General features: G+C 65.1%; 20 protein-coding genes, 2 tRNA genes and 1 pseudogene. 9 read left to right on the forward strand and 14 right to left on the reverse strand.

Annotation, left to right across the window (positions count from 1 at the left end):
• A pseudogene (locus ON39_RS04235) lies at nucleotides 1-1,056 on the forward strand (AfsR/SARP family transcriptional regulator); the annotation flags it as partial.
• Between the two features lie 164 nt (nucleotides 1,057-1,220).
• Complete coding sequence (locus ON39_RS04240) at nucleotides 1,221-2,615, forward strand: M1 family metallopeptidase (protein WP_246002847.1); 1,395 nt, start codon at nucleotides 1,221-1,223, stop codon at nucleotides 2,613-2,615.
• Between the two features lie 122 nt (nucleotides 2,616-2,737).
• On the opposite strand, the gene ON39_RS49970 is transcribed toward ON39_RS04240, so the two are convergent.
• Entirely contained in the window at nucleotides 2,738-3,127 is a 390-nt protein-coding gene (locus ON39_RS49970) for a hypothetical protein (RefSeq protein WP_051186281.1), read from the reverse strand.
• A gap of 26 nt (nucleotides 3,128-3,153) precedes the next feature.
• Here ON39_RS49970 and ON39_RS48425 point away from each other — a divergent pair, with 26 nt between their 5' ends.
• From ON39_RS48425 to ON39_RS04255, 3 genes are all read left to right on the forward strand, one after another.
• Nucleotides 3,154-3,297, forward strand: coding sequence for a hypothetical protein (locus ON39_RS48425; protein WP_157195405.1), 144 nt, complete (start codon nucleotides 3,154-3,156; stop codon nucleotides 3,295-3,297).
• Nucleotides 3,298-3,635: 338 nt separating this feature from the next.
• The gene (locus tag ON39_RS04250; protein WP_051186282.1) at nucleotides 3,636-5,075 is read left to right on the forward strand and encodes an FAD-binding oxidoreductase; all 1,440 of its coding nucleotides are present in this window, start codon (nucleotides 3,636-3,638) and stop codon (nucleotides 5,073-5,075) included.
• Between the two features lie 285 nt (nucleotides 5,076-5,360).
• Entirely contained in the window at nucleotides 5,361-7,121 is a 1,761-nt protein-coding gene (locus ON39_RS04255; protein ID WP_040731197.1) for an ATP-binding protein, read from the forward strand.
• Nucleotides 7,122-7,280: 159 nt separating this feature from the next.
• Here ON39_RS04255 and ON39_RS04260 read toward each other — a convergent pair whose 3' ends face one another.
• The 11 genes from ON39_RS04260 to ON39_RS04310 form a co-directional block, all read right to left on the reverse strand.
• A complete protein-coding gene (locus ON39_RS04260; protein ID WP_063713303.1) occupies nucleotides 7,281-7,583 on the reverse strand; it encodes a hypothetical protein in 303 nt (100 codons plus the stop codon).
• A gap of 12 nt (nucleotides 7,584-7,595) precedes the next feature.
• Nucleotides 7,596-8,549 carry a sigma-70 family RNA polymerase sigma factor gene (locus ON39_RS04265; RefSeq protein ID WP_040731165.1) on the reverse strand — a complete coding sequence of 318 codons (954 nt, stop codon included), beginning with the start codon at nucleotides 8,547-8,549 and terminating at the stop codon, nucleotides 7,596-7,598.
• Entirely contained in the window at nucleotides 8,542-9,297 is a 756-nt protein-coding gene (locus ON39_RS04270) for a hypothetical protein (protein WP_040731166.1), read from the reverse strand. The genes ON39_RS04265 and ON39_RS04270 overlap by 8 nt, the downstream gene beginning before the upstream one ends.
• Before the next feature lie 63 nt (nucleotides 9,298-9,360).
• Nucleotides 9,361-10,158 (reverse strand): SDR family NAD(P)-dependent oxidoreductase, encoded by a 798-nt coding sequence (locus tag ON39_RS04275; protein WP_246002846.1) that lies wholly within the window; start codon nucleotides 10,156-10,158, stop codon nucleotides 9,361-9,363.
• An 845-nt stretch (nucleotides 10,159-11,003) separates the two neighbouring features.
• Nucleotides 11,004-11,066, reverse strand: a tRNA-Ser gene (locus ON39_RS48430).
• 295 nt (nucleotides 11,067-11,361) lie between these two features.
• Nucleotides 11,362-12,453, reverse strand: coding sequence for a toll/interleukin-1 receptor domain-containing protein (locus ON39_RS46925; RefSeq protein WP_083894232.1), 1,092 nt, complete (start codon nucleotides 12,451-12,453; stop codon nucleotides 11,362-11,364).
• 1,097 nt (nucleotides 12,454-13,550) lie between these two features.
• Nucleotides 13,551-13,623, reverse strand: a tRNA-Arg gene (locus ON39_RS04290).
• A gap of 44 nt (nucleotides 13,624-13,667) precedes the next feature.
• Nucleotides 13,668-15,113: a S41 family peptidase gene (locus tag ON39_RS04295; protein ID WP_211336299.1), complete on the reverse strand. Its 1,446-nt coding sequence runs from the start codon at nucleotides 15,111-15,113 to the stop codon at nucleotides 13,668-13,670.
• Nucleotides 15,114-15,215: 102 nt separating this feature from the next.
• Nucleotides 15,216-16,055 carry a DUF1542 domain-containing protein gene (locus ON39_RS04300; RefSeq protein WP_373283662.1) on the reverse strand — a complete coding sequence of 280 codons (840 nt, stop codon included), beginning with the start codon at nucleotides 16,053-16,055 and terminating at the stop codon, nucleotides 15,216-15,218.
• A gap of 81 nt (nucleotides 16,056-16,136) precedes the next feature.
• On the reverse strand, nucleotides 16,137-17,603 hold the full coding sequence (locus ON39_RS04305; protein ID WP_040731177.1) for a flavin-containing monooxygenase: 1,467 nt from the start codon (nucleotides 17,601-17,603) through the stop codon (nucleotides 16,137-16,139).
• Between the two features lie 80 nt (nucleotides 17,604-17,683).
• Nucleotides 17,684-18,826, reverse strand: coding sequence for an acyl-CoA dehydrogenase family protein (locus ON39_RS04310; RefSeq protein ID WP_040731180.1), 1,143 nt, complete (start codon nucleotides 18,824-18,826; stop codon nucleotides 17,684-17,686).
• 346 nt (nucleotides 18,827-19,172) lie between these two features.
• Here ON39_RS04310 and ON39_RS45595 point away from each other — a divergent pair, with 346 nt between their 5' ends.
• On the forward strand, nucleotides 19,173-20,129 hold the full coding sequence (locus ON39_RS45595; RefSeq protein WP_051186283.1) for an extracellular catalytic domain type 1 short-chain-length polyhydroxyalkanoate depolymerase: 957 nt from the start codon (nucleotides 19,173-19,175) through the stop codon (nucleotides 20,127-20,129).
• A 345-nt stretch (nucleotides 20,130-20,474) separates the two neighbouring features.
• Nucleotides 20,475-20,870 (forward strand): ArsR/SmtB family transcription factor, encoded by a 396-nt coding sequence (locus ON39_RS04320; protein ID WP_040731181.1) that lies wholly within the window; start codon nucleotides 20,475-20,477, stop codon nucleotides 20,868-20,870.
• 17 nt (nucleotides 20,871-20,887) lie between these two features.
• Here the strand turns inward: ON39_RS04320 and ON39_RS04325 are convergent, their stop codons facing one another.
• On the reverse strand, nucleotides 20,888-21,106 hold the full coding sequence (locus tag ON39_RS04325) for a hypothetical protein (protein ID WP_146251081.1): 219 nt from the start codon (nucleotides 21,104-21,106) through the stop codon (nucleotides 20,888-20,890).
• A 21-nt stretch (nucleotides 21,107-21,127) separates the two neighbouring features.
• Between ON39_RS04325 and ON39_RS04330 the strand changes: the two genes are divergently transcribed.
• The gene (locus ON39_RS04330) at nucleotides 21,128-22,069 is read left to right on the forward strand and encodes a cation diffusion facilitator family transporter (RefSeq protein ID WP_051186284.1); all 942 of its coding nucleotides are present in this window, start codon (nucleotides 21,128-21,130) and stop codon (nucleotides 22,067-22,069) included.
• Between the two features lie 377 nt (nucleotides 22,070-22,446).
• A complete protein-coding gene (locus ON39_RS04335; protein ID WP_040731183.1) occupies nucleotides 22,447-24,084 on the forward strand; it encodes a long-chain fatty acid--CoA ligase in 1,638 nt (545 codons plus the stop codon).
• Between the two features lie 54 nt (nucleotides 24,085-24,138).
• Here ON39_RS04335 and ON39_RS04340 read toward each other — a convergent pair whose 3' ends face one another.
• Nucleotides 24,139-24,531: an SCO5389 family protein gene (locus ON39_RS04340; protein WP_040731190.1), complete on the reverse strand. Its 393-nt coding sequence runs from the start codon at nucleotides 24,529-24,531 to the stop codon at nucleotides 24,139-24,141.
• Between the last annotated feature and the right edge of the window lie 268 nt (nucleotides 24,532-24,799).

A 24,799-nucleotide genomic window follows, 5' to 3' on the forward strand; every position in this document is an offset into this window, starting at 1 on the left:
ACGGTGTACGGGCTGGTCGTGCACTTTCTGAGCTCCGGGCGCAATGACGAGACTCAGGTGCGGGAATGGATTCTCAAAGGCTATGCGGTCAGCCGGGGACGCAAGGCCACCCACCCGGCGCAGGCGTTCCTCGACGCGCTGGAGCGCCTGCTGCACGGGCCCGAGGCGCTGCTGACCGCGTTCGAGCCGCTGCTCACCGACGACGATCCATGGGTGCGCGCCCTCGCCCGGCTGCAGCTGGGCAAGATGCGAACCGTCGTCGGCCAGCAGGGGCGCGAGGCCGACGATTACCTCGAGGCGGCGCTCGCCGAGTTCCGGGCCATCGGCGAACGCTGGGGAATCTCGTTCGCGCTCACGGAGATCGCGGACCGAATGGCCGGGCGCGGTGAATTCGCCGACGCCGCCGGGTATTTCGAGCAGGCGATCGCCGTGGTCACCGAGGTGGGCGCGATCGAGGACATCGTCCGCATGCGCACGCGACAGGCACAGCTGTACTGGCTGCTCGGCGACGCGGCGGCGCAATCGGCGGCCCTGTCCGAGGCGCAGCGCTACGCCGACCAGTCCGGCTGGCCGAGCGCACTGGCCGAACTGGCGCTGGACCGGGCGGAACTGGCCCGATGGGGCGGCGACACCGATCAGGCCCGCCGGCAGATCGGCATCGTGACGGCCATGTCGGACGGCGAGGCCGAGCAGGCACACATCAGCGCCGTCATCCACGACCTGCGCGGCTATCTCGCCGAGAATCCGGACGAGGCTCGCGAGCATCGCGCGGCCGCCTTCCGTGCCGCCTCCGCCGCGGGCCACGCGCCCCACGTCGCGCGAATCCTCGTGGGTATCGCGGACTTCGCGTTGCGCACGGATCAAACCGAGCGGGCCGTCCGGCTGCTCGCGGCGAGCACCGACGTGCGCGGCGTGCCCGATCGCTCGCACCCGGATATCGACCGCATCGAGCGGGCGGCACGGGAGCATCTGGGTGCGGAACGGTTCGAGGAGGTGGCGCGCGACGGTGCCGGAGGCGACTGGACCGAGCTGGTCGCCCGCACGCTCGCCGACTGAACTTCGCGGTCGAATTCTCGCGGTGTCGCGCCATGACACCCATCCACGGCGGTCCCGGCTACGAAGACTAGCCGGGCGCATGTGCGCCGAGGCGTGCTCGGGTGAACCGTATGGATTGGAGTAGTGGCCGTCGTATGAAGTTGTTCGGGTTGTGTTGTGCCGGAATGGGTGCGGTGCTGGTCGCGGCTTCCGCGGCGGTGGCGGTGGCGGAACCCGCCGATCCGCTGGTCGGATCCCCGGGACTGGGTGATCCGTACTATCCGATGGACGGCAACGGTGGCTACTACGTACGCCACTATGACATCGGCATCGACTACGACCCGCCGACCCACCAGCTGGTCGGGAAGGCTCGCATCGAGGCGACCGCCCAGCAGGGTCTGAAGGCGTTCAATCTGGACTTCAACGGTCCGCCGGTGCGGAAGGTCTTGGTCAACGGCCAGCCCGCCGGCTTCGACCGCAACGGTGAGCACGAACTGACCCTCACACCCGCGCAGACGCTAGTGCCGTTGCTTCCGTTCACCGTCGAGGTGGAGTACGAGGGGCCGGTTTCGGAGAGCAAGTCCGGTAAGGGGTGGGCCTTCTTGCCCAGCGGCGGCGCGGTCGTCGCGGGCCAGCCGCACTCGGCCAGGTCCTGGTATCCGCTCAACGACACCCTCGCCAATCGGGCCACGTTCACGTTGACCGTCAGTGTGCCCGAGGAGTGGGACGCCGTCTCCATCGGCGAAAAGACCAAGGATACCGTCGAGCACGGTCGGCATATCGTCACCTGGGAATCCAAGGACGAGGTGCTCGGCTATCTGACCATGATGGCGATCGACAAGTTCAGCTATCTCGAGGGAGAGCGCAAACCGGAGGGGAAGCGCGAACGTATCCCGTTGCTGAGCGCGTTCTCGCCGGGCGCGAAAGACAAGCGGGAGTACGAGCGGCGGTTGCCGGAGATCATCGAGTTCATCGAGGATCTCTACGGGCCGTATCCGTTTCTGAACGCCGGTGGCGTCTTCCTGGATCTCGGTCTGGCGGCCTCACTGGAGACGCAGACCCGGCCGGTCTACGCCGACTGGGCGGGGCTGGCGACCGTGGTGCACGAAATAACACATCAGTGGTGGGGCGATTCCACCTCGATACAGCAGTGGGCCGATATCTGCTTGAACGAGTGTTTCGCCGAGTACACCGCGAGTTATCTGTGGCCCGAACGCAAGAACGGCGCCGACGTCGACAAGATGTATCGCGACACCATCGCCCGGCATCGCGACGACGCGCAGTACTGGCGGGTTCCGTTGCACGACGCCGGACGCGGGCACGAATTCGAGTCGGTGTACGACCGGGGGCCGTTGTTCATGCACGCGTTGCGCAGGCAGCTCGGCGACCAGACGTTCTTCGCCGCAGTCCGCGACTTCTATCTCGGTCACGAGCGGCGCAGTACCTCGATGGCAGAGTTTTGTACTTTCATACAGACGAAGTCGGCGACTCGGCTCGACGGGTTCTTCGACGCATGGCTGCACGGCACCACGATGCCCGCTGAGCAGTATCTGTTCGCTGGGGCGCTGAGTGTGAAATGAGGAAGTGACGCAGGCTTTCCGGTGAGAACGGTACGTATCCGAGTGCGGCACTTCGCTGTTGCCGCACTCGGATACGTTAGCCGGCTTCGGTATTGCTGGCTGCTGTCGTCACTTTCGATTTGTCACGGTTGTCTACAGGCCGAACAGGCTTCCCAACATGCCCCCGCCCATGCCTCCGCCCATGCCGCCGCCGCCCCGGCCGCCTCGGTCTCCACCCCGGTCGCCCCGGTCTCCGCGGTCTCCGCGGTCGCCTCGATCTCCGCGGTCTCCGCGGTCGCGAAGGTCGGCACGGTCGCCTCGATCACCGCGGTCGCCCCGGTCGCCTCGGTCTCCACCCCGGTCTCCGCGGTCGCCTCGGTCTCCGCGGTCGCGAAGGTCGGCACGATCGCCTCGATCGCCCCGGTCTCCGCGGTCGCCCCGGTCGCCCCGGTCTCCGCGGTCTCCGCGGTCGCCCCGGTCTCCGCGGTCGCGAAGGTCGGCACGGTGACCCCGGTCTCCGCGGTCCCGATCACCCCGGTCCCGATCGTCGCCTGCGGCGATGAATTCGGCGCCCTGGGACGAGCTGTACCCCGTCACCGTGGCAGCCGACTCCTGCGGACTCGCCGCCGCCGCGCCGGTAGTCACCGACAGGGTCGCGGCCATCACCGCCATACCCGTCACCGCCGCAGCCATTGACTTGTGAAACATTCACAGCTCCTTGTCATATCGCTCGCATGGACACGTTCAGCACCGGAATCGACGCCAGCGGTTATTCGGAACAACCCTCCATTCGGATGGAATTAGGCCGATAATCACGGCCCAATCCATCCACGGGTCGTACCGCACCGAATCATCTCTGTTCGAACAACGAGGTTTCGGCGGCGCGCCGATGGTGAACCGCGGACGCGTCACCGGATAGACGCCTCGAGACCAGTCATAAAGGAGGACGAGTTCTATGCCCGCTGCGTGCACCACACCTTCGCGCTCACCGCTGGTGACCGAGCGTCGCGCTCTGACGAAGGGCCGGGCGGCGTGACCCCGATGGCGAATAATGCGGGATCCAGATTTTCCCGCCGCTCGCTGATCCGCGGAGCGGGTGGAATCGCGGCCGCGGCCGCCGCGGGCACGCTCTCCGCCAATATCGCCACGGCGGCCGTGGATCCCGGCGAATGGTCGAAGCTGCGAGATCAATTGCGCGGCCGGCTCGTACTGCCCGACGACCGCGAATACCGTGCGGCGAAAGCCCTCGTCGATCCCCGGTTCAACGGCAACACGCCCCTCGCGGTCGTCGAAGTGGCGCAGCCGCAGGACGTCCAGGCGGCGGTCGCCTTCGCCCGCGACCGCGGCCTGCCCATCGCCGCCAGAGCGGGTGGTCACTCCTTCGTCGGCGCGTCCGCGTCCACGGGCGCCCTCGTCATCGACGTTCGAAAGCTCGACCACGTCTCGGTCGAAGGCGATCGAGTCACCGTCGGCGCCGGGGTGAACAGTCTCACGGCGCTGACCGAACTGGCCGGATCGAAGTTGGCCCTGCCCGTCGGCACCTGCTCCAGCGTCGGCTTGGCGGGTCTCACCGTCGGCGGCGGTCTCGGCGTCGATTCCCGCCGCTACGGAATGACCTGCGACCGGCTGGTGGCGGCGGACCTCGTGCTGCCCAACGGCGACGCGGTACGCGCCGACGCGACCAGCGCACCCGAGTTGTTCTGGGCTCTGCGCGGCGCAGGCGGCTCCGTCGGCATCCTCACCTCACTGACCTACCACCCTATTCCGGCGTCCGCGAAAGACATTGTGCGACTGTCTTTTGCGGGCGATCAAGCCGCCCGCGTCCTCAACGGCTGGGCACAGTGGGCACCCTTCGCCGATCGCGGTATCTACGCCCGCGTCGACATCCGGGCCTCGGCCGACGGCCCCCGCTGCGCCGTACTGCTCGTATGCCCCCCGGGCACCGGCCCCGACGCCGCCGACGACCTGGCGGACGCGGCGGGAACCACCCCCTCCGCCGAAGAACACCGCACATTCGAGCATTTGGACGCGGTACACGACATCAACCTCGACAAACCACACCCGAACGAGACCAGGATCGCCGGCTCCGACGTCTGCGCCCAGCTCACCCCGGCCGTAGCCGACCTCATCGTCGACCTCATCGCCGCCCGATCCCGCAGCGGCCAACCAGGTTTCATCATGGTCGAGCCAGGCGGCGGCGCCATCAGCGACCTCGCCCCCGACGCCACCGCCTTCCCCTGGCGCGCCCACGCCGCACTCCTGGAATGGGCAGTCCCCGCCCCCAGCTCACCCGACGAGGGCTACCGCTGGATCACCGCCGCCAACCGCGCCCTCGCCCCCCACTCCGCCGGCGGCTACCTCAACCACGTAGAACCCACCGACACCATAGAACGCTGCTTCGCCCACAATTTCCCCCGCCTCCAACTCACCCGCCAAATAACCGACCCCGACCGCCGATTGCGCTGGGGGATCAATGGTTAGCGCGTGTGACGAGCCGAGTTACGGCGATGAGCACACTTCGTGAGCGCTGGCCGACCGGCGACATCCACCCACCCGTCCTGTGCGAAGCCTGAGCTCAGGCAGGGCTGATACCGCTTGTCGGTACCTGCTGCTGAAGTCTGGGCAGGAAAGGACGACCCAAGACTGCCTGCATCAGTGGAGTCACTGACCTCCGACTCTAAAGATCTACTCTAATGAAGTCTAAAGATGTGATCTTTAGAGTCTACAGATAGACTCTGGATGGCGGGGACGGCACAGGAGGGCCGCATGGATGTCATGGAGCTGGAAGCACTGCTGGAAGAGTGCCGGAGTGTGGGCGGCGATCACAGCACCTGTGAGATCAAGAAGTCTCAACGCGGGTTTCCTAACACCATGTGGGAAAGCATCAGCGCGTTAGCGAATGCTCAAGGCGGATGGATCGTTCTCGGAGTCGACGAGAAGAAGGATTTTCGGATAGTCGGAGTCGAGCAGCCTGCGCAGATCGAGTCCCAGCTGGCCTCGGTCTGCTCCGAGATGGAACCGCCCGTTCGTACCGAAATCTGCACCGTACAGGTCGAGGGTAGATCTGTTATCACAAGTTATATCCCTCCTGTTCCTCGGGATCAGCGGCCGTGTTACAAGCGGAATCTGGGGCCATACGCTGGATCGAGGATTCGGGTCGCGGATGGTGACAGGAAGTTCACCGACTATGAGGTGTCGGTTTTACTTTCTAATCGTACAGAGCCACGCCATGATGTGATGCCTATCCCTTACGCCTCTATGGCCGACCTGAACGAAGATCTGCTGCACTCATTTCTTAAGCGTGTGCGAGACACAAAGGGAGAAATCTTTCGCAGGGTGGACGACGATCGGGCACTGATGATGCTCAACGTCCTGAGTCGTCATGAAGAAAAAGTAGTACCTACTCTCGCTGGGCTGCTCGCTTTCGGAGTGTACCCCCAAACGTACGAGCCGCAGCTGGATGTGACTTTCGTGGCGTATCCGACCAGTGAGCCCGGCATACTCGGCTCAATCGGCGAAAGATTCACCGAGAACAGGGCCATCGACGGACCCATTCCGGTGATGGTCAGTGAATGTATCCGCATCTTGAAAAGGAATATGAGGCGGCGAAGCATCGTCACCGGCATTTACCGCGTGGACGAATGGGAGTATCCGGAGGAGGTGCTACGCGAAGCCCTCGTCAATGCGCTGGTACACCGCGACTACTCCGAGCATGCCAGAGGAATGCAGGTGCAGGTGGAGATGTATCCAGACAGGCTGGTAATACGCAACCCGGGCGGACTCTATGGGCCGGTGGCCGTGGATGCGCTGGGTATAACCACAGTCTCCTCCTCGCGAAACAAAGCGTTACTGAAGATCCTCGAGGACACACCATACGGCGATGGGCACATGGTCTGTGAAAATCGCGGAAGTGGAATCACTCGGATCAGGGTTGCCCTCACGGAAGCGGGCATGGAGCCGCCGCGCTTCTTGGATGACATCTCCTCGTTCACTGCAGAATTCCCCAACCATACCCTGTTGGACGAGGAAGCGTTGGAGTGGTTGCAAAGTCTCGACAATCGCCCCCTGACCCGATCGCAAATGACCGCACTCGTCACCATGCGAAACGGTGCCACGATGACCAACAGCGCTTACCGGGAAGCTACTGGAATACAGGATAGTCGCGCGGCGACTCGAGAGCTGAAAGAGATGGTCGATCGGCGCCTGATCGAATTGCACGGTACGCGCGGGGCGGCAGCCTATTACCTTACAGGTACTATGCCGTCGCAAGATGAGCTTCCGATGGAAGAAGAATCGGAACTCACCACCGCAAAGGCTCTTTCGCCTCTGCCGCCACTGCAGCAGCAAGTTCTCGAGGCCATCGGTGAAGATGAAGTTTCCCGCGCTGAGGTGGAAAGAAGGACGGGGCTCGGGCCATCGCAAGCTATTGCTGCTTTGCAAAGTCTCAGGGACCGAGGGGTCGTCGAGATGATCGGTTTACCGCGTTCGAAGAATGTCAAATGGCGGCTAACCCCTCCGCCCAGCTAGTAATGGAGATCATCAAGATCTGATATTCGTGAACCGAAAACCGCGAGTCGGTGCAGCGCGCGAGTATCTACCTTTTGTACCGTCGGCGATCACGATTCCGAACTCCGCCCCAGCGTCTCCTGCTGACGAGTGTTGTCAGCGCGGTGCTTAGGAAGCCGTCTACCTCATTGTGGGCCTCGACGAGGCACAGCACTCCTCGTTGTTGCCGTCGTCGCCAGGGCTGAGACAGTGGCCGCTCCGGCTGTTCCGGAGGACCCCGCAGAGTTCGGCAGCGATACCGAAGAGGTGAACGCGCTTTGACGAGCACTTCTCTCGCTTGTCGCGGTGATCTAGTGCACGGTGGTAGATCTGGTGAACCATTCGGTCGGCGGCTTCGGCGGAGCCGAGCATGAGTTGGCAGAAGAGTGTCAACTGTGCGTGTAGCGCGGCTTCGTGGTGGGCGAGGTTCTCCTCTTCGGACATGCCGTTGCCTGGTTAGAGTTTGAAGAGGGGAAACAGTGCGGATCCGTGGAACGCGACGATTCTGTTGATGCCCTCGCCGCCGACGGTCAAGACGTGGAGTGCGTGTGGGCGGTACGCACCGTCGTGGTCACGGGCGTACACCGCGAAGGCGGGTTGTCCGTTGGCTGACGTGGCGACCAGTGCGGTCGGACCGATCATCCGCATCTGTTCGGCCAGGAAGCCGAGGACGGTGTCGCGGCCTTCGAACCAGGTTGTGATGGGCGGCATTTCCCACCTCGCGTCCTCGGTCACTATCGCCACGAGTTGATCGACGTCCGCCGTCTCGAATGCGGTGACATACCGGTCGAGCAGGGCTCGCTGCCGCGGTTCCGCGGGCTCGGTCACGCCGTCCTCGCTGAGCGGAACCTGCTCCCGGGCTCGCTGCAGCGCGCTGTTGACCGCGGCCGCCGTCATCTCCAGCAGTTCCGCGACCTCGGCGGTCCGCCATTGCAGCACGTCGCGCAGGATCAGCACGGCTCGTTGGCGCGGTGGTAGCTGTTGCAACGCACCCATCAGGGCGAGGCGCATGGTGTGTCGTTGCACCACGACGGTGGCCGGGTCGACCGGCGCGGCGGTGAACAGGAAGTCGGGTATCGGTTGCAGCCAAGGTATTTCCGGAGATCGCTTGGCCAACCTGATGTCCACGTTCGTCTCAGGGGCGCCGAGATCGGCGGGCAGCGGCCTGCGTCTGCTTTTCTCCAGCGCTTTGAAACACGCCCTGGTCGCGATGCGGTAGAGCCAGGTCCGCAAGGATGATCGTCCCTCGAACCGGTCGTATGCTCGCCAGGCCTCGAGATAGACGTCTTGCACTACTTCTTCGGCTTCCTGAACCGAGCCCAGCATGCGGTAGCAGTAGGCGATCAGTTCGCGCCGGAACGGTTCGCTGAGCCGTCCGAAATCCTCGTTGCCGGGCTTTGCCTCAGTCACAGTGCGCATGATCCGCCTCTTGGGTAGTCGAAAGCGCGTCTTCGGAGACGAGGATGTCGGTCATGTCGATGGTGACCAAGGCAATCCGCTCGTCTCCCATGGTGATATCGGCGCGGCGGGCGGCGGGAATGATGATGCCGTCGACGTCGCGGTAGTCGGTGGCATAAAGCTGTGACTCCGTTGTCGGGTCGACAATGTCGATGGTGAAGTCGTGCCGACGCAGCAGGCCGTCCGGGCCGAAGCAGAACACCTGCTCACGGGTGTGGCTCTTGATGTGATCGGGGAATGTCACGCTCAATCGCCGCCACGTTTCCCCATGGGCCTCGATGGGTGCGATCTCGTCGCAGACGAACCCCGGCCACGTGAACAGGAACGGCGTATTCACATACGTCCACAAGGCTTCCCCGGTAAAGTACGCCAAATGCAGGTCGTCCCAAGGTGTTTGGAGCTGGTGGCCGGCGAATGATCGCTCCGGGTCTTCACGCGCGTCGACAACCGTGCCGTCGAGTTGCTGCAGGACCACCCGGTCGGGCTGGAACAGTGAGCGCCGATCCTGAGTGCGATAGTCCATGGTGAGCTGTTGCCGCGTGGTGTCCACCTCGAAGCGAACGTCGCTCATCGCGTCCGCTTTTCCCTTCATCTGCCAGAAGGCCCCGCCGATAGCGGCATCGACGCGGATCGTCTTGATGCGGTTCCACCGTTCCAAACCGCCGTGCGCGGTGATCGCGGTCGCGAGTAGATCGTTCATTGCTTTTGCTCCTCGGATAGCGGATGGCCCGACCGCACATAGGTGTGGCGGTCGGGCGCGGGGTCAGTCGACGATGATTCCGCCGGTCAGGTTGGCCACGGTTCCGGTCATCGCCGCGGCCTGATCGGAAGCGAGAAATGTTGCGACGGAGACAAGTTCGGCCAGTGCGGTCGGGCGTTTGCGATGCGTCATCGCCGTCATCGCGGCGGTAACTTGATCTGTGGAGATACCCATCGCATCGGCATGCAGCCCATACACCACATCGATCGTCGGTGTATCGACCATGCCCGTCGTACGCAGACAGACCGAACGAACACCGTGCTGAGCCCATTCCGCCGACAACGCCCGATTGAGCGCCTCCATCGCCGCCCACCCCACACTCATACCGCCCACCAGCGGCAAACTCACCCGAGCCGGCTCGGGCGTATGCATCAGGATCACCCCTGATTTTTGCGGGATCATGTGTCGCGCAGCAGATTTCGCGATCACGAAGTGAGCCTGAGCGTAGGTCGTGATCGGCCGCATGAAATTCTCAACCGGTAGGTCGGTGAACGGAATACCTTGCAGTCCCCGCGGCGAAATCCCAATCGCATTGAACGACACATCGATTCGACCAACATCTGCGACCACCGCGTCAAGATGTCCGGCAACCGATTCCTCGTCCAACGCGTCCACCACAGCCGTCTCGACAGCTCCGCCGCCGGCCGAAATTTCCTTCGCGACGGTGCCGACCCTCTCCGCGTTACGCCCCGTCAGAAAGACCCGCGCCCCTTCGCGTGCAAACCCCCGCGCAACCGCACCACCAACCGCCCCACCCGCGCCATAGACGACCACATTCTTGTTCTCCAGCAACATATCCATCTCTTTCCTGTTGATCACGCAAGCGCGCGAAGTGTGCGGCCAGTGAGCTTGTATTCCTTCAGCTGCGTTACGATTGCGCTGTCTCTGTCCACCCATGCGACCTCGGCGTCGGCGGACGTGAGCAGCGGCCGAATGCTGCTGTGACGGAGAAGGTTCCGATTGCCTGGTGCTCGCCGTAGAGGGCACCGATACTGGTGGCAGACGCGACCTGCGGCATCCCGGCGGCGAAGAGGATCCCGAGCTCCGCACGGCGCGATTCGTCCGTCGCAAACCGCTGTGATGACACCTCGTCCATCAGCGCCCGACCGCCCACCTCGACCGCCTGCCTCGCCCCTACAAAGCCCCGTTCCGGCATAGCAACCACCTCCTGTCAATACAGAGGCGATCGCATCGCGAAAGTCATCGGCACTCGATCAAACCTGATCCGGACACCTCCCGGAGGGGCGGATGCTCGGGGTCACATCGACAAGTCGCTCTCGGCAGCCGCCCGCTTACGGCTCTATCGGCCGACCCAAGCGGCCGTAGGAGGCGGCACACTGCACGCAGCGATCTTTAGCCCAGGTGTGCATTTGGTTGGCTAATAGCCAACGAAATGCATACTGTCCGGAGATTGGAATCAGCCACCGAGCGTGAGCCGAAATATGATCGGCGCTACGCGAAAGAAGGCCTCGGAATCGACAGCGTGTTGTTCGGAAACGTCACTGGTAAGGACAGTTCCTACATGATGGGCACACGGGTAAGACCGCGGCGCGGCTGAGCCAGAGGCAGGCCAACGTCCTCGATGGGTGTCTTTGAGTTGTTTTCACCGGTCAGGAGCACCGGGCAACCGCGCATGGTCTCGACTGTGCCCTCGGCAGGATTCGAACCTGCGACACCCGCTTTAGGAGAGCGGTTTATGCCCGGTTTGCCGCGTTTGTGAATGTGTGATCTGTTGGGCGCAATACCCTGAACTGCGCATGCATGGTTGACAACGTTGGTCGCATCCGGCCATCCATGACGCTGCTGCGTACTCCGTGCGTACCCGCCGTCTGGGCCATCTCGCGATTGCCCGGCAGCTCTTATGGTTGCCGGGGATCGCACGTTGGGGCCGAGGCGTCCGTCTTGTGCGGAGCCACGTCAAACTATGATGCCCATCAGGTGTGCTCTCCAGCCGAGGCGTGGGGGCGCTGTCCGGGGGACCCGCACTGGACGGGCTGCGCTCCTCTATACGGCTGGACGAGACGTCTTTAGTGCGTCAATTAATCTATTAAGAGCGGCGGCAAATTTTGCAGCACTCTTATCTGCGCCCCGAAAATCACCCACGACCCGTCGGCCCACTCTCTCCGCCAGCGCCGGATGGGCCTTCTTCCAGTCCGTAAGTACGTAGTTGTCCAACATGATTGGTAGCAGATATGTAGCGCCACCATCACGGGCTTCTCTGTCGAAGGTCTCTTGAATCTCATGAAGTACTCCAGGGCGGTCCAGAGAAGCCCGTGAGCAAATCAGTATAACCCGGTCATGCTCACTCAAGCGACGGTAGATCTCATTGTCGATCCTCTCGCCCAAGGTCGCGGACTCTGGGAAATAAAAAACAATCGCTCCATGGGCCTTTAGAGCTTCGTAGAGCTTCGCTGCAAATTTCGCATCAGGCCCTCCGTAGCTAATAAAGGTGCTTTGCATCAATCTCCCTATCAAAGGCTCGCCCAAGGCGCGAGCGCAGTCGATCATGTACTCCGCAAAAATCGGCGGCACGCCGCATTCAATCATAAACCCCTTTAGGCGGGGGCTCGTGTACGTCTTCATAACCGCCCGGGCATCTATGGTCGACGGATTCGAATGTCCGACATGCTCAGCAGTGCAGAATGGTCCTATATCCATGTCCGCTAAAGTTGTGCTACTAAGTCGAATATTGTTTAATTTAGCCCCATGAAATACCGCTCTCGAAAGCTGCGCGTTACCAAAATTGACTCCGGTCATTTTTGTTTCGGTGCAGTTTGCGTCATTGAGCGCGGCCCCCGTGAGGTCGCACTCGGTCATATCGGCACCGCAAAAGGATGCTCCAATTAGATCGGCGGCATTTATGGAAGCCCTGACCATGGATGCGGCATCGAGTGTTGCCCCCTTGAACTGAACATGCGTGAGGGACGCGCCTGTAAAGTTTGCGCCGCGGAGCGAGGAATACAGAAATGATGCGCCCCTAAGGTTCAATCCCGAAAAGTCGGCGCCGTCTAAGGAGGCCTTGTGAAAATCCCGACGGCCCTCCGTATAGAGACCGACGATTTCGGATGCCGTATTCGGCGTCGGCGGCTTGCGCATTAGTCCCCTCTCGCTTCGACGGTCCTCGCAATGTTCTCCATCGGGTCGCTACACTACTCGCCGTACCGGGTGCCTGGGCCTTGACCATCGGGGAAGAACATCCAGTAACCGGACGAGTGCGTCGTGGCTCCCTGGGGCACGCTGAACCGCCCTCCCGGCGTTGATGCCTAGGAATCAATCGTGGTCTCTTGAGTGGGTAGTCCGGCAGGGTGATCCTTAGGCATCAATCAATGACGTGTCATTAGGTAGCGTGGTCTGCTCCGCTTTCGTTTGATTCTTAAGCATCAAACGAAGCGATTCCGGCCGTTCGCCTTGTGGACCCTGCCAGCTAGCCCGACCGATCGTCACGCGCCCTTCACCCGACTCCGACTCTCCCGGCTACCGCGCTCTAGGCCTCCGCCTTCGCACTCAACCGACCGCCGCCGCTCTAAACCAAGCATCCACACGGAGTCGTAACCACCCACCCAACTCTCACTTTTGGTCCCCTCCACTACCCCCTCAACTCGCCACTTCACCTTCAGACTGAACCACTCTGGCTCTCGCTCTCACTGTTCCCGATTCTCTTGGAACAGCGAAGCCCGAGAGAATCGGGAACGGCAAGAGCGGGAGCCCTGCGGCGAAGGCGCAGGTCAGACCCCATTTTCGAGTGGGCATTTTGCTCAAAAACGGGACTAAACCTGTTCGGGCACTGTTCGGGCTTTGTGCGGGCACTGCGCGGCTCTCATTCGTTAGAGACGCCCAAGCCATCTACCCTCAGTTGTGCCCAGACGCGCGCCTGGCTCCGGATGCCTACTTGACAACGAATTTCATGAACACATCGCGAAATCTGCGTCCTCAGGCGAGAATTGACGGCATGGCCGAGCTGACGCTTACGGATGAACGGCGGGAGCAACTCGCCGCGCTACTGGCTGACGAGCGACAAACCGAGTACAACCCTGGACTTCTACGCTGATCTGTTCGATGACGACCTAGAGGAGCTGGCGAACAGACTCGATTCGGCACGCGCCAACTTCGCTACTGCGTACTCACTGCGTACCGAAGCGGGGTCGAAGGTGGTCAGCCTCCGCAAGACGGGCCGCTGACCTGCAAAAAGATTGTGCCCTCGGCAGGATTCGAACCTGCGACACCCGCTTTAGGAGAGCGGTGCTCTATCCCCTGAGCTACGAGGGCTGACCGGGGGAGCGTGAGGATGCTGAACCCGGACGTCGGGGAGTCTACCGGGTTGGGGCGGTCGGACTGAAATGGATTGGTTGTGAGTGGGGGAGGGGTGGGGTGACCAGGCGATCCGCAAGTGTTGAGGGCGTCAAGAGCCGGTGGTGAGCCAGCGGAGCGCGCGGTCGAAGGCGGAGTCGCGCTGCTGGTCGAATTCTTCTTCCGTGAAGACGGGCTCGGGGAGGAGGGGTGGGATGCCTGGTCCGTCGAAGGTTCGGTTGTCGGAGGTGAGGAATTCTTCGTTGGGGAGGGTGAACCACCAGGTGGGGTGGGTGGGGAGGTTGCGCTGCATGACGTCGGAGAAGACGCCCTGGGTGGGTTGGCCGATTCTTGTTGTGGCAGGGGCGTTCGAGCATGGCCTGGGTGAAGGTTTCGCCGGCGCTGATGGTGGAGCCGCTGGTGAGGAGGGCGATCGGGCCCGCGAAGGCGGCGGGGGCGGGGGTGACTCGCTGGGGTTGGGGGTGGGTGGTGCGGGTCTTTTTGGCGTAGGCGAAGTGGGGGCGGTCGGTGAGGCGGGCGGCGAGTTGGAGGCCGAGGCTGTCGGAGCCGCCGCCGTTGAGGCGTAGGTCGAGGATCAGACCGCGTAGGCGGGTGAGGCGGTCGGGGGTGAAGATGGCGTCGAGGGCGCGGTCCAGTTCGGCGCTGTCGGCGGCGAAGGTTCGTACGGGGGTGTAGCCGCTGAAGGAGGAGACGCGCAAGTAGCCGTAGTTCTGATCGGGGAGGTCGGCGTAGCTGATGCGGCCGTTGGCGTAGTCGGCGAGCGGGTGGTGGAGATCGCGCTGTTGGACATGCTCTTTGACGCGCTGGTCGAACTGCGGGCTGGGGACGACTGTTCCCGGCCTGCCCTGGCCGAAGAATCCGCTGTCGCCGGCCGAGATGACGACGTGTGCGTCGTTGAGCGGTGAGACCATGTCTCGTAACGTCGCGAACAGCGAGGCGTCGTCGCCGCGTTGCTCGGCGCTGATCGCGCGATCACGGAATCGATCCCGGACCTGTTGCCAGTCAATGCCTTTCGCGGCGAAGAACGGATAGTTCTCCTGGAATGTCTGCCAGAAGACGTCGAAGGACGCGGGCCGGCTGGAGCTGGTGCACTTCTCGGGTAGAGCGGTGAGTCGCCGCAGCGTGCGGTCGCCCGGCGATCCGTCGATGTGCAGCTCGGCCTGATCCGGTCCGTCGCCGGGACGCAGGGTGAGCACGTCCTTGTCGTCGGTGAGGTAACTACTTCCGGAGCGGGTAGCGGTCCCCTCCTTCAGGCAGCTGAGGTCGGTCAGCTGGTAGGTCTCCACGGAGTCGGATCGCACGGAGAGGACGCTGCCGTAGTCGACGACTTCCCAGAATCCGGATGAAAGCTCGGCCGGCCCGGACGCGTTCCGGCAGGCCGCGGTGATCGTGCCGACGGCTATCAGTGCGGCCGCGATGACCGCGGTCCGATCGCGCTGCAAGATCATTCATCAACAGTCCGGCACACTGCGGTGCGGAGGCAATCGGGCAGGCTGGCGCATCAAGGGTGGGGCTAGCCGTAGTACCCGAAGAGGGAAAGCGCTACGCGGTCAGAAGCTGCCACCGTCGAACCCGCCGCCACTGTCGAATCCGCCCCCGTCGAATCCACCACTATCCCAACCGCCACCGTCGAATCCACCCGAGTCGTATCCGGCGTCGTCGAACCCACCCGAGTCGTATCCGGCATCCGCGGCACCACCCGAATCGAACCCATCACCCCCGGCGGCCAACCCGTCCTGATATCCCTCCCCATACCCACTCTCGAACCCCTGCGCGTCATACCCCACCCCGGACATCCCGGAAAACAGCGACGAGAACAATAGCGCCGACCCCAACCCCCACGCCCCACCGATCAACGCGGGCTTCCACCAAGGCTCGGAGTACCACCCCGCGGGCACCGGCCGCCCGGCAACCCGCCCGCCGGGAAAGTAGTTCGGCGTCGCCGACGAGGGCTCCGGCGAGGCCGCGATCTCCCGCCCGTCGTGCTCGACGACCCGCCGCTCGGTGACCTTGCCCGCCGTGTCCTGCCCGTCCAGCGCGGGAACCTCGGGACCGGGATCCATGCCCATGGCACTACGTGCGGCGCGAATGTAATACAACCCTTCGAGCGCGGTCTGCTTCGCCAGCCGAGCCTGCGCGGGCGTGCGGGCCTGATCGAGCTGCGAACCGGCGGCGAGATGCCGCTCGGATGCGTCGACCAACGCCTGCTTGGCGGCGTCGTTCGACCCCGTGAGGTTGTAGATCTGCCCGCCGAGCCGCTCGTTGACCTGACGCGCGTCGGCCAGCGCGTCCGCGAGTTCATCGGCCGTGCGCCGCGCACGCTGGCGGCTCTGCAGGACGACGAGGGCGCCGACCGCGACGATCACCACAACGATCAGTAGCCACAACACCGCGTACCTCTTCCGTCGCCGGATCCGAACCAGCCTCAGTTTACTGCGCGATTGCTGAGACCCGGCTGAACGAGGGAGCGGCTAGCTCGCTTCGGCCTGTGCCTCGTCGTAGTCGGCGAGGTCGAAAGTCTTTGTCTTCCACCGATAGAGCACGGTGGCGCCGGGCCAGTTGTTGGTGATGCGGCCTGCCGCGTTGCGGTACCAGCTGGAACAGAAGTTCCACGGTGTGTCTTTCAGCCGCCGCTGGAGCCAGTCGTCCCAGTGCTGTTCGGTGGTGGCGCGGGCGGCGAGGTGGCGGCCGGGCCGGTCGGTGAGGTACTGCACCACCTGGCGGATGTAGCGCGCCTGCGACTCGAGCATGTAGATGATCGAACCGGAGCCGACATTGGTGTTCGGGCCGTACATCATGAACAGGTTGGGGAAGTTCGGCACGGACAGGCCGAGGAACGCGCGCGCCCCCTCCTCGCCCCAGACGTCGGCCAGCTTGCGCCCGCCGAGGCCGTAGATGTTCATCGGCGCGAGGAACTCGGTGCCCTTGAATCCGGTGCCGTACACGATGACGTCGACCTCGTGCTCGACGCCGTCCGCGGTGCGGATGCCGGTCGGGGTGACGGCCTCGATGGCGGTGGTCTCCACTGTGACGTTCGGCTGGGCCAGCGCGGGGAAGTACTCGTTGGAGAACAGGCCGCGTTTGCATCCGGCCGCGTAGTCGGGGGTCAGCTTCTCGCGCAGCTCGGCGTCGGGAACCTGCTTGCGCCGGTGCCGGTCGGCCAGCGCGATCACCGGCGTCTTCATCGAGGGGATGTCGCTGAGCGCCAGCGCGAGCACCTCGAACAGCGACCAGATCGCGAACCGCTCGGCGAGCCGGGTCGGCGGCAGATACTTGAACACCGCCTTGTGCGTCGCGCTGTACTCGGTGTCGAACTTCGGCAGCACCCACGCCGCGGAGCGCTGGAACAGCGTGAGATGCGCGGCCTCGGGCTGGATGCGCGGAATGTATTGGATCGCACTGGCTCCCGTGCCGATGCAGGCGACGCGTTTCCCGGCCAGCTCGACCGAGTGATCCCACTCGGCGGAGTGGAAGGCGGGTCCGGCGAAGGAGTCGATGCCGGGGATGTTCGGCATGGCGGGTCGCGAGAGCTGGCCCACGGCGGGCACGAAGACGTCGGCGGTGAGCCGGGCGCCGTCGACGGTGGTGACGGTCCAGCGCCCCGTCCGCTCGTCGAACTCCGCGTCGCTCACCTCGGTGCCGAACCGGATGAACCGCGCGAGGTCGTGCTTCTCGGCGACGCCGCGCATGTACGCGTGGATGTCGCGCTGCTCCGAAAAGCGCCGGGGCCAATCGGATTTGGGCTCGAACGACCACGAGTACAGCGGCGACGGCACGTCGCACGCGGCGCCGGGGTAGGTGTTCTCCCGCCACACGCCGCCCAGATCCGCTGCGCGCTCGAGGATGGTGAACGAGTCGACCCCCGCCCGCCGCAGCTCGAGCGCGAGGCCGAGCCCGGCGAATCCCGCTCCGACAATGATGATGGACGGCGTGGTCATGTAGCGAGCCTAAAGGCCGAATCCGCAGGTCCGAAGAGATCCGCGGACACGGAATCGGCATTTTCGGCCACGAGGACCGGTCAGTTCCCCGCGAGTTGGCGGGCGATGACGAGCCGCTGGATCTGGTTGGTGCCCTCGAAGATCTGCATGACCTTGGCCTCGCGCATGTAGCGCTCGACCGGGAAGTCCTGGGTGTAGCCGTAACCGCCGAGAACCTGGACGGCGTCGGTGGTGACCTTCATGGCGGCGTCGGTGGCGACGAGTTTGGCGACGCTGGCCTGGCGCGAGTAGGGCAGCCCGGCGTCGCGGCGGCGGGCGGCGTCGAGGTAGGTGGCGCGGGCCGAGTCGACGGCGGCGGCCATGTCGGCGAGCACGAACCCGAGGCCCTGATGGTCGATGATGTGGCGGCCGAACGCTTCTCGCTCCTTGGCGTAGGCGACGGCGTCGTCGAGCGCGCGCTGCGCCAAACCCGTTGCGACGGCGGCGATCCCGAGCCGGCCGGAGTCGAGGGCGCTGAAGGCGATGGAAAGTCCCTGTCCCGCTTCGCCGATCAGGCGCTCGTCGGGCAGGAAGGCGTCGTCGTAGGCCGCGGTGGTGGTCGGCACGGCGCGCAGGCCCATCTTCTCCTCGGGCTTGCCGAAGCTCAGGCCCTCGGTGTCGCGCGGCACCAGGAAGCACGAGATGCCGCGCGAGCCTTCGCCGGTGCGCGCGAACAGGGTGTAGAAGTCGGCGCGGCCGCCATTGGTGATCCACGCCTTCGCGCCGGTGATCCGATATCCGCCGTCGACCCTCGTGGCGCGGCAGCGCAGCGCGGCCGCGTCGGAACCCGCGTGCGGCTCGGAAAGGCTGTAGGCCCCGATGGTTTCGCCCGACAGCATGTCGGCGAGCCAGCGCTGCCGCTGCTCGTCGGTGCCGAAGGTGAACAGCGGATGGCAGGACAGGCTGTGCACGCTGACCGCCACCGCGACCGCCGCCCAGCGCGCCGCGAGCTCCTCCAGCACCTGCAGATACACCTCGTAGGGCTGGGCGCCGCCGCCGAACTCCTCGGGGTACGGCAGGCTCAGCAGGCCGGCCGCGCCGAGGGCGGGGAAGACGCCGTCGGGGAAGGTCCCGGTCTTCTCGCACTCCACGACCCGCGGCTCGAGCACCTTGTCGGCGATATCGCGGGTCAGCTCGAGCAGGTCCCGAGCCTCGGACGTCGGCAGCATTCGATCCACTGGCATGCCTCTACGGTAGGCCCTGCGTCCGAGTTCCATCCGGCGCGTCCGGTGGCTGGATCGCCGTCTGGCCGCGTTGTCGTCGTCGCCGATACAAACCCGTTGCCGGCTGCTCCGCCTTACCCGGCGACACCCCCCGCTGTCAGCTGCTCCGCCTTGCCAGGCGACGATCCAGCCCCCGGATGCATCCGGCCGGACTTCGACACATGCCTAGCGAGCCCGCAGTCCGCGCGTCAGGTCGCCGCCGTCGGATGGGCACCCCCGCCCGCGTGAGCGATCGATTAGTATGCGTGGAACTCGCTGTGCCCGTGCGGAATACGCCGCATTCGATCGTGACCCTGGAAGGATTCCGATGGTGCCTCGCGGTCGTCTGCGGAGCCTGATGCTCGCGCTGTCGGCGCTGTGCGCGCAAATCCTGCTCACCGCAACGCCTTCGGCGCACGCGACGCCGGTAGTCGAGCGCGTGTTCAGCAACGCGGTGGGCGCCAGGGACTACTACCTGCACGTTCCGCCGGGCGATCCCACGGGCAAGCCGCTGATGGTCTACCTGCACGGCTGCACCGATCCTCAGCGCCAACTCGCCGACACCGGCTTCGCGCTGACCAGGCTCGCCGACGAACTCGGTTTCGTGCTCGCCTATCCGATCCAGACCGGTGCGGCCAACGAGCGCTTCTGCTGGAACTGGTTCGACCCGGCGAATCAACCACGCGGACAAGGGGAGTCGTCGATCATCGCCGACCTCACCACCGCCCTGATCGACGAGTTCGGGCTGGACCGCGCGCGGGTGTATGTCGGCGGCTACTCCGCGGGCGGCGCAATGTCCACGGTGCTGGCCGCGGCCTACCCGGACCTGTACGCGGCCATCGCCCCCATGGCAGGCGGGCCTTATCAGCTCGATCCGCAGATCTTCCGCGCGGATCTGAGCGGCGCGTCGATCGTCTCGGCGATGGGGGCGCGGGCGCGCCCGGTGCCCGGCTTCTTCCTCCAGGACCTGGCCGATCAGACCAGCCTGTACCCGATCGGCCGCGCGAATCTGGCGCAGTGGCTCGGCGCCTACCGACTCGCGGGCGAGGCGGCCACGCCCTCGGTACCCACGGCGGTTACTGTGAATACGGACCCGGTGCCGACCACGGTCGAGCGCTACGACACCGGTAGCTGTGCCCTCGCCGAGTTCCACACGCCCCTCGGACCCGACCACATCGGCGGCGGGCTGCTGATGCAATCCGCACGCGGATTCGCACTGCAACACACGATGATGAATTTCCTACTGGCCCACCGGATAGGCGGCCCGCGCCAGGCGTGTGGCTGATCGGCCTGGGTAAACCGACAAAGACGACCGGTCGGATCGCAATAGGCGTGCAAATGCAATTGCATTTCGAGAGGCCGAGCGGCCTTGCGGCTCCGACGAATTCGCGCTGGTCACAGCGTTAGCCGTCAGTTGACTGGCGACCCCCGGCGCTTGGGTATGTCTCATTCGGATGTTGGTTCGGCAGGTTGACTGGCGCACTAGCGCCACAGCGACTAAGACAGAGTTCGGTTCTATGGGGACGGACCGGCATGTCGGCGGCCACGCAGGGGGTGTCGCCGCCATTCCGGTCCGATGGGGGTGAACTCGATCTGGTAGCGGCCGCTTCGTCTGGTCTACTATCTGCGTATGAATGCAGATAGCCAGGGAGGTCGCGCGCTCTTGGCGGACGACCAGGTGGGTCTGGTGGTCGAGATCTTCCGGATGCTCGCCGACGCCACCCGGGTCCAGGTGCTGTGGGCGCTGGTCGACCGCGAGCTGTCGGTGAACGACCTCGCGGGCTACATCGGCAAACCCGCGCCCTCGGTCTCCCAGCACCTGGCCAAGCTGCGCATGGCGCGCCTGGTGAGCACCCGCCGCTCCGGCACGACGATCTACTACAGCCTGGAGAACGAGCACGTCCGGCAGCTGGTCGTGGACGCGGTCTACAACGCCGAACACGCGGGCCCCGGCGTGCCGCCACATCATCGCGGCGACGCCGCCGTGCGCGAGCTACCGGCGAGCCGGACGGGTGCGGCGCAATGAGTCATCTGAAAAAAGGCTCAGAGCAATGGCGTTCGATGCGCGCCGAGGGAAGTGCGGCGGACGGTATCCATCAAGGCCACGGCGAAGTTCATGGCCACGGTGAGAGCCACCCGCACGGCGAGAGCCACGAACAAGATGCGGGCCACCGGCACGGCGAGAGCCACGCTCACGACGAAAGCTCTTGGCGTAGCGATGTTTTCGGGCACGGGCACGGGCATCATCACGACGACGGACACCCCCACGAGCATCCAAAAGGGTTGCGCGGCATCGTCCGAGAGATCTTCGTGCCGCACAGCCACGACGCCGCCGACAGTGTCGACGACGCCTTGGAGGCCAGCGCCGTAGGCATTCGAGCGGTGAAGATCAGCCTGGTTGTCCTCGGCGTCACCGCGATCTTGCAGGTACTGGTGGTGGTCGCGTCGGGGTCCGTGGCACTGGCGGCCGATACCATTCACAACTTCTCCGACGCGTTGACCGCGGTGCCGCTGTGGATCGCGTTCGCGCTCGGACGGCGCGCGGCGACCCGGCGCTACACCTACGGATTCGGGCGCGCGGAGGATCTCGCCGGCCTGTTCGTCGTCGCGATGATCGCGCTGTCGGCTTTGATCGCGGGGTACGAGGCGGTGCGCAGGCTGCTCGCGCCGGTGCCCATCGAGCATCTGGGGTGGGTCGCGCTCGCCGGGGTCATCGGCTTCCTCGGCAACGAGGCCGTCGCGCTGTACCGGATCAGGGTCGGGCGGCAGATCGGCTCGGCCGCGCTGATCGCCGACGGCCTGCACGCCCGCACCGACGGCTTCACCTCGCTGGCGGTGCTGCTGGGCGCGGCGGGCGTCGCGCTCGGATTCCCGGTCGCCGACCCGATCATCGGGCTGCTGATCACCGTCGCGATCCTCGCGGTGTTGCGCACCGCGGCCAGGGATGTGCTGCGCCGTCTGATGGACGCGGTCGAGCCGGGCCTGGTGACCGCCGCCGAGCGGGCCCTCGCCGCCGAGCCGGGCGTGCAGGGCGTGCGCAGCCTGCGGATGCGCTGGATCGGTCACCGCCTGCACGCCGACGTCGAACTGGACGTCGCCCCGACCATCACCCTCGCCGACGCCCATCGCGTCGCCCACGAGGCCGAGCACACCCTCACCCACGTCGTCCCGAAACTGAACACCGCCGTGGTCCACGCCTACCCGGCCCACGCGGGCTCAGCCTGACTGTTCCGCCTGAAGTGACTGCGGATGCCGTCGGATTAGTCTCCGGAGAACAATCCCGATGAGCGCCGCCCCGCGGGCTTTACTGTTGGGTAGCATTCGCCATGTGATGCGGCTCATGGTCGGAATTAGCTGAACCATGCTGACGCGCGCCCGCGACCTCTCGAATCCGCCTGACATGAGCTGTCAGCGCTGGATTGCGCAGGATTCGCCACTCGCCGATGCCGAATGTCGAACGCCCGAGCCGGGTTTGCCGGCTGACCGGCGCGTCTTTTCCGGGCTGTCGGCATACAGATCCGCGCGCCGCGATCGCCGGTGCCTTCCACCGCAACAGACTTGGCTTTCTGAGTGAAGGTCACCCGAAGAAAAAGGAGTTCCCGATGTTGAGCACCATGCAGGACGAGCCGTTGTCGCTGGCGACGTTGCTGCGCTACGCATCGACGTTTGTCGGCGATTCGACCGTGTCCACCTGGACCGGGACGGGCGTGCGCACCATGACCTATCGCGAAGTCGGCGCGGACGCGGCGCGGCTGGCGAACGCGCTGCGTGGGCTGGGCATCGGCATCGGCGATCGAGTCGGCACCTTCATGTGGAACAACAACGAGCACCTGGTCGCCTACATCGCGGCGCCGGCGATGGGCGCGGTGCTGCACGCGCTCAATATCCGGCTGTTCCCCGAGCAGCTCGTGTACGTGGCCAATCACGCCGAGGACCAGGTGGTGCTCGTCGACGGCACGCTGCTGCCGATGTTCGCCCAGTACCTGCCGAACCTGAAGACGGTCCGGCACGTCATCGTGGTCAACGGCGACGCGTCGGCGCTGTCGGCCCCGGACGGCGTTCAGGTGCACTCCTACACCGAATTGCTTGCCGCGCAACCGGATACCTACGACTTCCCGGTGATCGACGAGCGCTCCGCCGCGGCGATGTGCTACACCTCCGGCACCACCGGCGACCCGAAGGGCGTCGTGTACTCGCACCGCTCGAACTGGCTGCACGCGATGCAGGTGTGCTCGCCGAGCGGTATGGCCTTCACCGGCCGCGACACCATCCTCGCCATCGTCCCGCTGTTCCACGCGAACGCTTGGGGCATCCCGTACGCGGCGCTGATGTCGGGCGCGAATGTGCTGATGCCGGACCGCTTCCTGCAGCCGGGTCCGCTGCTGGAGATGATGGCGGCGCAGCAGCCGACCTTCGCCGCCGCGGTGCCGACCATCTGGGGCGGCGTGCTGGCGGGGCTGGCCGCGAACCCGCAGGACATCACGCATCTGCGCACGGCGGTGGTCGGCGGTTCGGCCGTGCCGCCGTCGATGATGCGGGCCTTCCAGGAGAAGCACGGCGTGCGGATCCTGCACGCGTGGGGCATGACCGAGACCTCGCCGCTCGGCAGCGTCGCGCACCCGCCGTCCGGCGTGACCGGCGAGGACGAGTGGGAGTACCGCTACACCCAGGGCCGTTTCCCGGCGAGCGTGCAGGCCAGGCTGGTCGCCGACGACGGCACCGTGGTCCCCAACGACGGAGAAGCGCTGGGCGAGTTGGAGGTTCGCGGTCCGTGGATCACCGGCTCCTACTACTCGCCCGACGGCGCCGAGGTCGATCCGGACAAGTTCGACGACGGCTGGCTGCGCACCGGTGACGTCGGCAAGATCAGCCCGGAGGGCTACCTCACGCTGGTCGACCGGTCGAAGGACGTGATCAAGTCCGGCGGCGAGTGGATCTCGTCGGTGGATCTGGAGAACGCCGTGGTGGGTCACCCGGCCGTCGCCGAGGCGGCCGTGATCGGGGTCCCGGACGAGAAGTGGGACGAGCGGCCGCTGGTGGCGATCGTGCTCGCCGAGGGCGCCGAGGTGGAGCCCGTCGAGCTGCGCGAGTACCTGGCCGACAAGTTCGCGAAATGGCAACTGCCGGAACACTGGACGTTCATCGCGGAGGTGCCCAAGACCAGCGTCGGCAAGTACGACAAGAAGCGCCTGCGCGCCCAGTACGCGGACGGCGACCTGACGGTCACCACGCTGTCCTGACTACGGAAGCCCGGCGCGAACTCGCTTGTCGCGCCGGGCTTTACCGTTCGATCGTCAGCAGTTACGCAGTTCCGGGCTCTGATTCAGCAGCTGGGCCCTGGTTCCGATGAACGTGCGGTAGGTGTCGCCGCCGACCGCGGCCAGCGGGAAGGCCGCCACCCGGTGGCAGTTCTGGAAGGCGAGCTTCACGCCGAAATGGCGCTCCAGCCCGCCGCGGATGGCGTCGGAGGCCATGGCGCGCAGCAGCTGCCCTCGGGCGACCTCGTCCGGCGGTGGAACCACATTGTCGGCGTATTCGGCTGTGCCGGAACGCAGTTCGCCGGCTACCCGGCTGACCACTTCCCAGGCGTAGGGCAGCGATTGCCGGACGACCTCGACGAAGTCGGCGTCGTCGACCTCGCCGCGTTCGGCGCGTTCGAGCAGTGGGGCGGGGACATCGAGGGACATAGCGCTCTCCTCCAAGGGTGGTGGCCGAAGCGATGCGACTCGATTCTAATCGAAAGTCGTTGTCAACAATCCTGGATTCGCCGCGAAAGTGCTGCTTTCAGTGCGGTTTTCGTCTCGGCGGCGAGCGTGCGCACCAGTTCGCCGGCTGGTAGCTCGGGGCCAGTGTGTGAGTCTGTCCCGCCCACAGATTTACATTCTCCGGATTGCCCGCGGTCCGCGCCTCGGCCCGCAAAGGCGCCGTGGCGTAATGGATTTCCGGGTACGCCAC

It is taken from the genome of Nocardia tenerifensis NBRC 101015 (genome assembly GCF_000308715.1).
GTDB lineage: Bacteria > Actinomycetota > Actinomycetes > Mycobacteriales > Mycobacteriaceae > Nocardia > Nocardia tenerifensis.